This is a genomic window from Sporosarcina sp. So3-204, assembly GCF_058068165.1.
On sequence record NZ_CM176485.1, the window covers coordinates 2719106 to 2732084 of the forward strand.

Annotated in this window: 13 protein-coding genes; 4 read left to right on the forward strand and 9 right to left on the reverse strand. The window is 36.6% G+C overall.

Annotation, left to right across the window (positions count from 1 at the left end; all coding sequences use genetic code 11):
* Positions 1-75: 75 nt before the first annotated feature.
* The 8 genes from AC3RV6_RS13325 to AC3RV6_RS13360 all read right to left on the reverse strand — a co-directional run bounded on the left by AC3RV6_RS13325 (position 76) and on the right by AC3RV6_RS13360 (position 8912).
* Positions 76-861, reverse strand: a complete 786-nt coding sequence (locus AC3RV6_RS13325; RefSeq protein ID WP_489746519.1) for a tryptophan-rich sensory protein — start codon at positions 859-861, stop codon at positions 76-78.
* 263 nt (positions 862-1124) lie between these two features.
* Positions 1125-2261, reverse strand: coding sequence for a carboxynorspermidine decarboxylase (nspC, locus tag AC3RV6_RS13330; protein WP_489746520.1), 1137 nt, complete (start codon positions 2259-2261; stop codon positions 1125-1127).
* Between the two features lie 12 nt (positions 2262-2273).
* Positions 2274-3473: a saccharopine dehydrogenase family protein gene (locus AC3RV6_RS13335; RefSeq protein ID WP_489746521.1), complete on the reverse strand. Its 1200-nt coding sequence runs from the start codon at positions 3471-3473 to the stop codon at positions 2274-2276.
* A gap of 63 nt (positions 3474-3536) precedes the next feature.
* Complete coding sequence (gene speB, locus AC3RV6_RS13340) at positions 3537-4394, reverse strand: agmatinase (RefSeq protein WP_489746522.1); 858 nt, start codon at positions 4392-4394, stop codon at positions 3537-3539.
* The gene (speE, locus tag AC3RV6_RS13345; protein ID WP_489746523.1) at positions 4384-5235 is read right to left on the reverse strand and encodes a polyamine aminopropyltransferase; all 852 of its coding nucleotides are present in this window, start codon (positions 5233-5235) and stop codon (positions 4384-4386) included. The genes speB and speE overlap by 11 nt, the downstream gene beginning before the upstream one ends.
* Positions 5232-6689: an aminotransferase class I/II-fold pyridoxal phosphate-dependent enzyme gene (locus AC3RV6_RS13350; protein WP_489749257.1), complete on the reverse strand. Its 1458-nt coding sequence runs from the start codon at positions 6687-6689 to the stop codon at positions 5232-5234. Before AC3RV6_RS13350 ends, speE begins: the two co-directional genes overlap by 4 nt.
* Positions 6690-6703: 14 nt before the next feature.
* On the reverse strand, positions 6704-7516 hold the full coding sequence (gene speD / locus AC3RV6_RS13355; RefSeq protein ID WP_489746524.1) for an adenosylmethionine decarboxylase: 813 nt from the start codon (positions 7514-7516) through the stop codon (positions 6704-6706).
* A gap of 469 nt (positions 7517-7985) precedes the next feature.
* Positions 7986-8912 (reverse strand): substrate-binding domain-containing protein, encoded by a 927-nt coding sequence (locus AC3RV6_RS13360; protein WP_489746525.1) that lies wholly within the window; start codon positions 8910-8912, stop codon positions 7986-7988.
* Positions 8913-9039: 127 nt separating this feature from the next.
* Between AC3RV6_RS13360 and modA the strand changes: the two genes are divergently transcribed.
* Genes modA through AC3RV6_RS13375 form a run of 3 tightly spaced genes read left to right on the forward strand, consistent with a single transcriptional unit; the run spans position 9040 to position 11265 of the window.
* Positions 9040-9882: a molybdate ABC transporter substrate-binding protein gene (gene modA / locus AC3RV6_RS13365; protein ID WP_489746526.1), complete on the forward strand. Its 843-nt coding sequence runs from the start codon at positions 9040-9042 to the stop codon at positions 9880-9882.
* A 16-nt stretch (positions 9883-9898) separates the two neighbouring features.
* Positions 9899-10591, forward strand: a complete 693-nt coding sequence (gene modB / locus AC3RV6_RS13370) for a molybdate ABC transporter permease subunit (RefSeq protein ID WP_489746527.1) — start codon at positions 9899-9901, stop codon at positions 10589-10591.
* 17 nt (positions 10592-10608) lie between these two features.
* Positions 10609-11265 carry an ATP-binding cassette domain-containing protein gene (locus AC3RV6_RS13375; protein ID WP_489746528.1) on the forward strand — a complete coding sequence of 219 codons (657 nt, stop codon included), beginning with the start codon at positions 10609-10611 and terminating at the stop codon, positions 11263-11265.
* 48 nt (positions 11266-11313) lie between these two features.
* Here the strand turns inward: AC3RV6_RS13375 and AC3RV6_RS13380 are convergent, their stop codons facing one another.
* Positions 11314-11841, reverse strand: a complete 528-nt coding sequence (locus tag AC3RV6_RS13380; protein ID WP_489746529.1) for a YhcN/YlaJ family sporulation lipoprotein — start codon at positions 11839-11841, stop codon at positions 11314-11316.
* 134 nt (positions 11842-11975) lie between these two features.
* Between AC3RV6_RS13380 and AC3RV6_RS13385 the strand changes: the two genes are divergently transcribed.
* On the forward strand, positions 11976-12965 hold the full coding sequence (locus tag AC3RV6_RS13385) for a M23 family metallopeptidase (RefSeq protein ID WP_489746530.1): 990 nt from the start codon (positions 11976-11978) through the stop codon (positions 12963-12965).
* The last annotated feature ends 14 nt before the right edge of the window (positions 12966-12979 follow it).

Below are 12979 nucleotides of genomic sequence, written 5' to 3' on the forward strand. Positions count from 1 at the left end.
TTTACAATTTGATAGTGTTTTCATTGTATGTGGATTACTAGGTAACTGACACCTCTTGCAAAATCATGAAATTCATTAATGCTTGTCATCTTTTTTCATAAGTCCTAATACACCAACTAATATGGCTAAACAAATAATAAGCGTTATAATTATAATCGGATATTCCCAATTAAAACCTTTATCAGATACATGTTTTACTAAAATTCCTACATAAGCCCAGACAATGACAAGCCCATAAGCTATATCTTTATTATTAACCGTCGTCTTAATTCCGATTATGAGACCGACAAATAAAATAACGATTGTCCATACAACCTCAGTCACCCCAAAACCATCCCAATTAATACTTACTAAATATGCCGTTATATTTGCGATTGTCGCAACTGTAATCCAGCCGAAATAGACACTAAAAGGAAGACGAATAAAGAGTTTCTCTCTCAGTGATAACTTAGTATTGGAAGTTAATCGGTTAATTTTAATTAAACAAAACAAAATGATAATCATTAGGAATACAGATAACCCTAACTTTTCATAATGCCAAGTAAGTATCCATAACGTGTTCGCAATAGATGATATAGAAAAATAAACACCAATCGTATTTAGCAATCCATTATGTTTATTACTTTTCCTGAAAATCCCGAATTGGTACAGTACATATCCAGCTAATAATAGATATATCAAGCCCCAAATAGAAAAAGTATAGCCTGCCGGCGCAAATAGATTAGCATACTTATCAGATATTTCTCCCGTCGTCTGACCATTTATCGGAAGAGTATTAGCTAGTGCATTTGCGACAATCATAAGCAAATAAGTTAAAGCGACAGTTATTTGAATAAAACGATTCGTCCCATTCTCTTTCATTCTAAATCCCCCTTTAACAATAGCCCTGTTTGTACCCATACCCTTTCTCGAAAAAACTATACCATCTCTTTTACTAGACAATAAGCTTAAACTTTTAAAACATTACCGCATACTATTAGTGCATTCTATGCTACAGGCTGTCCAAGTAGGACAAATTAAAGGTTTTTAATATAAGTTGATATATGACAAGCAATTTACATAAAAATGCCAAGCGGATAAACCTCATCCCCTTGGCATTTTCACTATTATATTATTCTATCAGCTTAAGATAATCGGTTTTTAAAATCTTCATAACCAAATTGTTGAATGACTTTCACGCCATCCTCTACTGTGTTTAATACAATAGAAGGTAAATTAACCCCGTTGAATGTATTATTCTTCACCATAGAATAATGCGCCATATCACAAAAGACTAACTTGTCGCCGGGTTTTAATTCATTATCGAAAGAATAATCTCCAATGACGTCACCCGCTAAGCAAGTTGCTCCGCCTAATCTGTACGTAAATGCTTTTTCATTAGGCTTCCCTGCATCGAGAATTTCAGGTCGGTACGGCATTTCCAATACATCTGGCATATGACATGCTGCCGACGTATCCAAAATTGCAATCGGCATGCCATTTTCTAGCGTGTCCAAAACAGTTGCAACGAGATACCCCGTATTTAAAGCAACTGCTTCTCCTGGCTCTAAATAGACTTCTATATCATATTTATTTTTCACAAATAAAATTGTACGTACGAGCGTTTCAATATCATAATCTGGTCGCGTAATATGATGTCCGCCGCCGAAGTTAATCCACTTCATCTGTTTAAGATAAGGTCCGAATTCCTCGTCAATGATTTGAATCGTACGCTCCAATGTATCAGCATTTTGCTCACACATCGTATGGAAATGGATACCATCAATGCCTTCAAGTTGGTCTGCTTCAAAATTCTCAAGTGTTACTCCAAAACGAGAATGTGTAAAACATGGGTTGTACATATCAACTTCAATTTCCGAGTATTCCGGGTTAATTCGAATACCGACTTCAATATCTTTTGAATGGTTTTTAACTTGGTCTTTAAACTTACGATATTGACTAAATGAATTAAAAACGATGTGATCTGAGTAGGAAAGTATTTCATCAAACTCTGCATCTGAAAACGCAGGAGAATACGTATGAACTTCTTTACCCATTTCTTCATGTCCAAGGCGCGCTTCAAATAACGAGCTAGACGTTACACCATCTAAATACTTGCCTATTAATGAGTAAACAGAGAACATCGAAAATCCTTTTTGTGCGAGTAAAATTTTACAACCTGTTTGATCTATAACCGACTTCATCTTTTCTAAGTTTTTGACAAGTAAAGCTTCATCTACAACATAGCATGGGGACGGTAGTTTTTGTAAATCTAAATTCAAAGCAATTCCCCCTTAGTCAATTAAATCTGGATTGAAACTTTCTTGCCATGGTAAGCCGTATTTATTAAGTGCTTCCATAAATGGATCTGGATCAAACTCTTCAATATTATGAACACCCGGCTTAAGCCATTTACCTGTTAAAATCATCATCGCACCAATCATAGCTGGTACGCCCGTTGTGTAAGAAATGGCTTGTGAACCAACTTCTCTATAACATTCTTGATGATCACAGACATTATAAACATAATACGTTTTCGGCTTACCATCTTTGACACCTTGGAAGATACAACCGATATTCGTTTTCCCAACTGTTCTAGGTCCTAGTGAAGCCGGATCTGGTAAAACTTCCTTTAAAAATTGTAAAGGTGAAATTTCAATGCCTTCAATAAGAATTGGTTCAATAGAAGTCATCCCAACGTTTTCAAGTACTTTTAAGTGATTCAAATAATTTTCTGAGAAAGTCATCCAAAAACGAATCTTTTGGATGCCTTTAATATTAAGTGCAAGTGATTCTAATTCTTCATGATGAAGTAAATAGACGTCTTTCTCTCCGATTTCCGGTAAATCGTAAACGCGTTTAATTGACAGAGGTTCAGTTTCAATAAACTCACCGTTTTCGAAATAGCTACCGTTTGCTGTAATTTCACGAATATTAATTTCAGGATTGAAGTTTGTTGCGAATGGATAACCGTGATCTCCAGCGTTCGCATCAACGATATCAATTGTATGAATTTCATCAAAATGGTGTTTTTGTGCATGAGCAGAAAATACGCCCGTTACACCTGGGTCAAATCCACTTCCAAGAAGTGCTGTTAGACCTGCTTTTTCAAACTTTTCTCTATAAGCCCATTGCCATTTGTATTCAAATTTCGCTTCGTCAAGTGGCTCATAGTTTGCAGTATCCATATAATGCACGCCTGTTTCAAGACAAGCATCCATAATTGTTAAGTCTTGGTATGGAAGTGCTACGTTAATGACGATATCTGGTTGGAAACGGTTGATTAGTTCAACAAGTTCAGGCACATTGTCTGCATCCACTTGTGCTGTTTGGATTTTAGTGCGTCCACCATCTAATTTTTCTTTTAACGCGTCACATTTAGATACAGTACGACTTGCGATACATATTTCTTCGAACACGTCAGGAACCTGACAACATTTATGAACAACAACACCAGCGACACCGCCAGCACCAATAATTAAAGCTTTTCCCATTAAAAGCACCACCTATTATTATTTTGTCTTGACTCAGTCAATTTCATAATACGATTTATGTAATTATGAATTTGACTTTATTGCTAATAATAACTCCCGTAAAACTTTACAAGCTACAGCTGTAGAAACACCACTTTGATCATAAATCGGTGATAGCTCGTTTATATCACAGCCAACAATATTGAGCTCACTTGCTTTTAACATTGCTCCGAGTAGTTCCATAAAACTGACACCGCCAGCTTCCGGTGTACCCGTTCCAGGAAATACAGAAGGATCTAGAACATCTAAGTCAATTGTTAAATAAACAGGTTTCCCCTTTAACTTTTCGACGATATCTTCTAAGCCGTTGAAATTAAATTTATTAGTAAAAACATGATCTTTTCCCCAAGCAAATTCGCTACGATCTCCTGAGCGTATACCGAATTGAAAGATTTTATCATCGCCCAATATATCCCATACTCTGTGAATGACAGTTGCATGTGAAAGTGTTTCCTCTAAATAATCGTCACGCAAGTCAGCATGTGCATCAAATTGTATTACATGTAAATCCGGATACTTTTTCGCAACTGCACGAACAGCGCCCAATGTAACTAGATGTTCCCCACCAATCATACAAGGAAGTTTATCGTCTTCAAGTACTTGCGCTGTGAATGCTTCAATTTGTGACAATGCTCTAGATGTATTGCCAAAGCTTAGCTCCAAATCGCCACCGTCAAATACAGAGATGTCCTCTAAATCTTTATCTTGGTAAGGACTATACGTTTCTATTCCAAAAGATTCGCTACGCATCACTTTACTCGCAAAACGTGTTCCAGGTCGGAAAGAAGTCGTTGAATCAAAAGGAGCACCAAAAATGACGATGTCGGATTCTACGTACTCATTGTCACAGCCAATAAACATTTCTATATTCTTATTCAACATCTTTTAATTGCTCCTTTACATAGTTCGGAAGTGCAAATGAACCGACATGGATTTCGGTATTATAATATTTCGTTTTCAAGCCAAGTGCATTCCATGCCGCCGCATTTAAATCTTGAACTGGATCATATTTTTTAGAAGCAAAACCAAATAACCAATGCCCTGATGGATAAGTAGGAATATGCAATTGATAAACGTCACAAATCGGGAAGAATCCTATAATACGTCGATGTGCAGTTTGCATGCCAATTGCATCTTCCTCGTAAAAGGGACTTTCATGTTGATTCACTAAAATACCTTCCGCAGTCAATGCCTTATGACAATTTCCGTAAAATTCCTTTGTAAATAGCCCTTCACCAGGACCGAATGGATCTGTCGAATCTACGATAATTAAATCATATTCATTTTCTTTTCTTCGAACAAATTTAAGGCCATCTTCAAAATAAAGATTCACTCTAGGGTCATCAAGTTTTGAGGCTGTTTGCGGTAAAAATTCTTTGCATACATCCACAACTTGTTCATCAATTTCGACCATATCAATTTGTTCCAACGATTTATAACTAGTTAACTCTCTCACTGTGCCGCCGTCTCCTGCACCAATGACAAGCACTTTTTTGATCAATGGATTCGTTGCCATTGCGACATGCGTAATCATCTCGTGGTAAATAAACTCATCCTTTTCAGTCAACATGACAAGCCCATCAAGTGTGAGCACTCTTCCGAATTCAGTTGTTTGCAAAATATCAATTTTTTGAAATTCACTTTGTCCTGAATAAAGCTGCTCTTCAACTTTCATCGAAAAACGAACATTGGGTGAATGCTGCTCTGTATACCATAAATTCATAGCTCATTCTCCTTCACCACATTAATATTCGAGATATCACTATCTTCTGTCCCTGTTAAAAAACATCCTTTTTCTTTGCAATAGTCTATATAGGATAATATCTTTTCAGTAATACGTTCACCTGGCGCAATAATTGGAATTCCAGGCGGATAGCACATAATAAATTCACTCGCAATATGACCAGCACTTTCTGCAAGTGGCAGTTTTTCCTTTTGTGCATAAAATGCTTTTTGTGGCGTCAGAACGACTTCAGGGCTGATATATTCATGATCAAATATTCTACTTTGATTACCCGAATATCTGCGTTTTATTTCCGCAAGGGCCGCAACTAAACGTTCTAAATCTAAATGCCTGTCCCCGACTGAAATATAAGCTAGAATATTACCAATATCGCCGAACTCAATTTGGATATCGTACTCATCCCTTAGAATATCGTATACTTCAATACCCGCCAAACCTGTATCCCGCGTATCTATAGAGAGTTTAGTGACATCAAAATCAAAAATCGTATCACCATTCAATAGCTCTTTTGAATAGGCATAATAGCCACCTATTTTATTAATTTCTTCCCTTGTATAATGTGCCATATCAGTAACCTTTTGAAAGATTTCTTTTCCATGAAGGGCTAAGTTCCTTCTCGATATATCTAATGAAGAAAGAAGCAAATAGGATCCACTCGTTGTTTGCGTTAAGTTAATAATTTGGCGCGTATAACCTTCGCTCACTTCATTATTAATTAAGAGAAATGAGCTCTGTGTCAAAGAACCACCTGATTTGTGCATACTAACAGATGCCATGTCAGCGCCTACTGACATAGCAGAAGCAGGTAAATCATCACCGAAGTAAAAGTGGGTCCCGTGAGCTTCATCGACGAGCACGAGTATGCCGTGCTGATGAGCCAAATCAGTTAATGCCTGTAGATTTGAACAAATCCCGTAATAAGTAGGATTATTAATCAATATGGCCTTTGCATCTGGATGATCAATAATTGCTTGCTCAACATCTTTTAAAGCCATTCCTAAAGGTATGCCTAATTCATCATGAACACCTGGATTAACGTATACAGGAACTGCTCCACTTAAAATTAGCGCATTAATGGCACTTCGATGTACATTACGCGGCATAATAATTTTTTCTCCTGCTTTACAAGCAGTCATAACCATCGCCTGAACTGCGGATGTCGTTCCGTTAACCATAAAAAAGGCATGTTTGGCCTGAAATGCATCCGCTGCTATTTCTTCTGCTTCCTTTATAACTGAAACAGGATGACAAAGATTATCTAACGGTTTCATGGAGTTTACATCCATCGTTAAACATTGCTCACCAAGAAAACCGGCCAGCTCTTTGTTCCCTCTACCACGCTTATGACCAGGAACGTCAAAAGGCACGACACGCATTGATTTGTATCGGTTTAGTGCCTCCACAATTGGGGCACTTTGCTGAGAACGATGCATCATTTAACAACCTTTCACTCGTCGTATATATTCGTCCCACTGAAAATTTCAATCATTTCTTTCCTCAAGTTGTTTGTAATACGAAGTCTTTCTTTGGGCGGTATTTCGTATACATCTGTGTTAAACAGATAATCTTGAAGATTAATATCTTTAATCAGCAATTTAGTATGAAATATATTGGACTGATACACATTTACGTCGATGGCGTCATATTTTTGCAACGTATTACTGTCAATATAATCCTGGATGGAAGTCATTTTATGATCTATAAAAAACTTCTTCCCTGTTTCGTTGCGCGTAAAACCACGAACACGATAATCAGTTGTAATAATATCCGAATCAAAACTGCCTATTAAGTAGTCTAACGCATTAAGTGGCGAGACTTCACCACATGTTGAAACTTCTATATCAACTCGAAAAGTAGCTATCGAATTATCTGGATGATATTCAGGATAAGTGTGAACGGTAACATGACTTTTATCTAAATGACCGACGACTGAATCCCTTGTTTTTAAAATATCCACTACTCCCTGATTACAAGACTCGTCAATCAGAGCAACCGGTATAGATTCTTCCGAAATAAGAATAGTTACGCTTGCACCTTGTGGTTCATAATCCTGTTTACTAACATTCAATACATGCGCGCCTATAATTTCCGTCACTTCATAAAGAATATTCGTCAATCTTTCAGAATTATATTGTTCATCTATATAGGCAATATAATCTTTTTGCTCCCGCTCACTTTTCGCATAGCTAACATCATAAATGTTAAAGCTAAGTGTTTTTGTGAGGTTGTTAAAGCCGTATAACTTCAGCTTATTTTCCAACCCTAAAATCACTCCATTCAATATGAAAATAATAATAATTATAATGCATAAGTTACCCTAGTCAATACAATTTTATGTCTAAAAAAGTTTCTTATTACATAAATAGTTTTCTAACTATAATAATAGCCAAAATACATTCATTTTTATTTTAAAAAGTCTATATATGACTAGCTTTCCTGTAATTTTAAAGTAATTATACATTGTTAAACTCATGTCTAAAAACCGAATTCTCTTTAGATGATTTACACCGTTTCAAGTAAATTTGTAGAAGTGGTTAATCTGGACTGCATCTTAGTCAATAACCTAAAACAGAAAAAATAAACGCCAATTCCAGGATTATCGGGAATGGCGTGTCCAAAAATACGGTTTAACTAACTATTTATGGAGATTTAAAATCTGCAAACAAGTTGATTTTAGTATAACATGATTTTAACATCACTTGTAGACAGAAAGTAAACTTTATTTATGGTTATTGCTCCCATATAACATCTCCAATCCCCTCTACCCCGTAGCCTAGCGAATGAAGTTCTTCTTTGAACTTAGGTTCTTTTAATATGGCCAAAATATCAGCTATTAATTTCTTATTATGCGGCGCATTTAATATGACTAGGTCATAACTCTCTTCAATCATCGGCACAAAATCAATATTTGCCAATTTCGCCGTTTGTTCAATACCAACACCGACATCTGCGGCTCCGCCTGCTATTACCGACGCAATAGCTAGATGGCTTGAATATTCATTGTCATAACCAGTAATTCGAGATTTTTTGATATCATTTAATCTCAGCTGCTCATCTAAGAGGACACGCGCTCCAGCACCTGATTCGCGATTTACGATTGTAATTTGTTCATTTGATAAATCATGCCATGAAGTGATTTTCTTAGGATTCCCTTTGGCTACATAGAAACCCGCTGTCCTTTTAATAAACTGAATAATTTTAAAAGACTTACTGACTAATAACTTTCGAACATAAGGCACATTATACTCAAGCGTATCCCCATCAAATAAATGTGTACTTACAATATCCGCTTTCCCTTTATACATCGCAATCAAACTGTCCAGACTTCCCACATAAGATCTAAGTGGACGAAATTCAGCTGATTTACCTTCAAGCTTCCTAGCTAAAATATCTAAACAAGTGTCTTGTCCGCATATTACAATTGAACGAACAGAAGAACTAAGCTCCTCTGCTTTAAGGACCTCTTCTATAACCGGTGTTTTAACTTCTTGCCCACGAATCTTGTAATTCTCAAGTTCACGCTCATCGATTCGCATTTGTCTACCTACGCGATAAGCCTTTAGTTCCCCTTTTTTAATTAAATCATAGACGGTTAACTTTGAAACTTTTAATAACCTCGCAATATCATCTGTCGTATATGATTCATTTTGTGACACACTAACACCTCCGAAATTTCTTATATACGTACTAGTTTACCATTTACATATAGAACAAGGCGAACTATACTTAGCTATATCTAGTTATACCTAAGTATAACTAAGTATATTAAGAGGTGATTTGAGAATGAAAAATGTAAAGTTTCTTCTATCAACCCTTATTTTATTACTAGTTATGGTAGGTTGTGGCAACAAAGAAAAAGATGCAGTAGAACCTGCAGAAGAACCGAAGCAAGATGAAGTTGATTCTACAGAAGAACAGAAGTCAGATGAAGCAGATGAAACTGTAGAGATAATGGTATCCGCAGCGGTTAGTTTAACGGATGCACTTGAAGAAATTAAAGCGCTATATGAAGAAAATCAAAATGTTGAACTGACTTTTAACTTAGGTGGTTCTGGAAGTCTTGCACAACAAATTCAGCAAGGCGCACCAGTGGATGTATTCATTTCCGCAAATCAAGAGTGGATGGACACACTCCAAAATGAAGACATGATTATTAAAGATACGCGAAAAGATATTACTGGTAACAAATTAGTACTTATTGTAGGTAAAGACTCAGAGATTAATTATGATTCAGTTGAAAGCATTGATGCTTCTGAAATTGATCAATTCGCTATCGGGAATCCAGAGAGTGTTCCAGCTGGAAAGTATACTGAACAAGTTCTCAAACACTTCAATCTTTGGGACGATTTAGAAAGTAAAGTCGTTCTAGGTAAAGACGTTCGACAAGTTCTTACATATGTTGAAACCGGAAATGTCGACATCGGTTTTGTTTATGAAAGTGATGCGCTATCTTCGGATAAGATTAAAGTGTTAGCAACCGCAACTGAAGATTCACATGATCCCGTAATTTATCCTGGAGCTGTCCTAAAAGACTCGAAACAGGAAAAAGTAGCAACTGATTTTTTAAACTTTATGGCGACGGATGAAGTACAGGGGATACTAGTGAAATACGGATTCAGAATGTAAAGTTAGGTGATTGCCAATGACTGATGTAAATCTATCTCCATTATGGTTATCTTTTAAGACTGCAGCGATAGCTACTGTTATCGTCTTTATTGTCGGTGTGTTTGTGGCGCGTTTAATTGCGCGAAATTCTTTTTACGGGAAAAGTGTTATTGAAGCAATTATTCTTTTGCCTCTTGTCCTCCCACCCACAGTTGTCGGATTTGGGCTGTTGTATTTATTCGGTAAAAACGGATTTTTAGGACGATTCCTTATTGATGTATTTAATTTCCAAGTTGTATTTTCTTGGTACGCAGTTATCATTGCCGCAGTCGTTGTGTCCTTTCCACTAATGTACCAAAGTGCAGCTGCCGCTTTTCAAAAATATGAGCCGAATGTCGAAAATGCGGCATATACGATGGGTGCTTCTAAATGGAAAGTATTTTGGACGATATCCTTTCCACTTGCATGGCCGGGTTTATTAGCAGGTTTGGTCCTTTCATTCGCCCGCGCACTTGGAGAATTCGGTGCTACGCTTATGCTTGCGGGTTATATCCCTAATGTAACAGACACGATTCCGCTCGCGATATACTTCGCCGTTGAATCAGGAAATATGGAGATGGCAACATTTTGGGTTGTAATCATTGTTTCACTTGGGTTCACCGCAATTCTTTGGTTAAATTGGTGGAGTAAAAGACATATGATGCGCTATTCAGAACGGAGAAAATCTTAGTCTTGAGGAGGTAAATGATGCTTACGGTAGATATAAACAAATCATTAAATCACTTTGACTTAAAAACTGCATTTACAGTTGATAAAGATGAAATTGTTGTACTTTTCGGACCCTCAGGTTCAGGAAAAACTACAATATTGAACTGTATTGCAGGTCTTGCTAAAGCGACGGATGGATTTATTCAGTTGAATGATCGTTCTTTATTTGAATCAAAAAAAATAAATTTACCGATACAGAAGCGCAAAATTGCTTATCTCTTTCAGGACTATGCTTTATTCCCCCATTTAACGGCTTGGAAAAATATTGCATACGGCATGAAAACAGAATCCTTCGCGTTTCAATTAATGAAAGAGCTTCGAATTGACCATTTGAAAGACCAGTATCCACACGAGATCTCAGGTGGAGAAAAACAACGTGTTGCTATCGCAAGAGCACTCGCAACGGAGCCTGATCTACTATTGCTTGATGAACCATTCTCAGCCTTAGATGATACGACTAGAGAAGCGAGTCACGAAGAACTATTACGCCTTCATAAGTTATGGGAAATCCCAATTATACTCGTAACCCATAGTCATTTAGAAGCAGAAAAACTAGGAACTAGGATATTGTATCTAGATGAAGGTAGACTAAAATATAATCGATTAGAAAAACAGGAACAAGTATTATCTACTTGATCCTGTTTTTAATTGTTTTCTGTAATTATTCACCATAATTTATTCTAACTATTTTGCGTCTGGGAATATGTCTTTTACAGCTGCTGTAAATTCTTCAAAAAAACCTTCTACCGGTTCACCTGCTCTAATTTTTTCACCATAATCAGTGAATCGCTGGGCAAAGTCCGGATTAACGGATACATATACATTTTGAATATCGCTATTGGTCGTTTTAACTTCATCTGCAATTTGCATTTCTAACTCATCAGTTCCCTCTCCGCCTGTCGTGTCTTTTAATACAGCTGCTACATAAGCATTATTATCTGTAACAATGACAGTAGCACTCTCCACGTTCTCCAAACTAGTCACTTTATCTGCAGCATCATCAGCCACTTCGAGGTTATTTTCTACATCACCTGGATCGTTATTAATATCAGTATCTCCTGTTTCATTGCTCCCATTACTTTCTTCTACAGCATTATTATCAGTTCCCATATCAGTTGCATTTTCTTCTACCTTTTTCTCTTTACTTCCACCACAACCAACTAATAAAATTGACAAGAGAAAAGCTGTGGCAAATAGTGATATTCTTTTCATTTTATTTCCTCCTCTAAATTACTGATCGAGAATAGTATGAACCATACTAATATTTTTATGTACCAAATTTTTATTAGGATGAACTTCGTAATTCAGGGAAATATATATATAAAGCATTTGAGGAGGTTTTATTTTTGCGTCATTGGTTTTTTATGCCAATTTATTTAATGACTTTATTCTTCTTATTCTTCAATGTTGTTTATGCGAAGGATGATCCGACACAAGAGGAAATTTTAGATGCACGAATGAATTTATACGTAAATTCCGAAGAATTGTTTATTCCATGGCACTTTTTAGCTGCAGTTGATCAATATGAACGTAATATACAGCAAGTAAGAAATGATATTCCTAAAAGAAAAGGAAGTCTTGCTTTTCACTATCCTATAGATGAATGGGTCGGTACACTTAATCCAAATAAGGAAGAAACATCGCCAGAAGCAATTGCATTTTTTGGCGGTGAAGGACTTGATGGCAATGGTGATGGTCTTGCCGACTTAAATAATGATGAAGATTTATTACACACAATTGCAACTTATTTTAGTGAATACGGCGGAACTGAAGAGGAATTTAAAACTGCTTTAACCAATCACTATGAACTTGAAGAAATTGTGAATCAAATTTTGACCATAGCAAAGCTTTATAAGGAATTTGAAACAATTGACTTAAGTAAAAACGCATTTCCCCTACCTATTCAACATAATTATAGTTATAAGGGTACTTGGGGCGCTTCGCGCGGATGGGGAGGACGGCGAATTCATGAAGGAACGGATTTATTTGCATCCTACGGTGTTCCTGTACAAGCAACTTCTTATGGAATTATTGAAGTAATGGGCTGGAATGAATATGGAGGTTGGCGTGTAGGTATTCGCGACGCTAAAAATACATACCATTATTTCGCACATTTGGCTTATTTTAATGAAGGGCTTAAAGAAGGAGACATCGTTGAGCCAGGAAATGTTATCGGCTATGTTGGAAGTTCTGGATATGGTAAAGAAGGAACTTCTGGGCGATTTCCACCACATCTACACTATGGTATGTATAAGTTTAACGGGCGAACCGAATGGGCATTTGATCCTTTTCCATCTTTAAGACGATGGGAACAACAAGATCGTACCGCAAAATAAAAAATGGCTCCGCT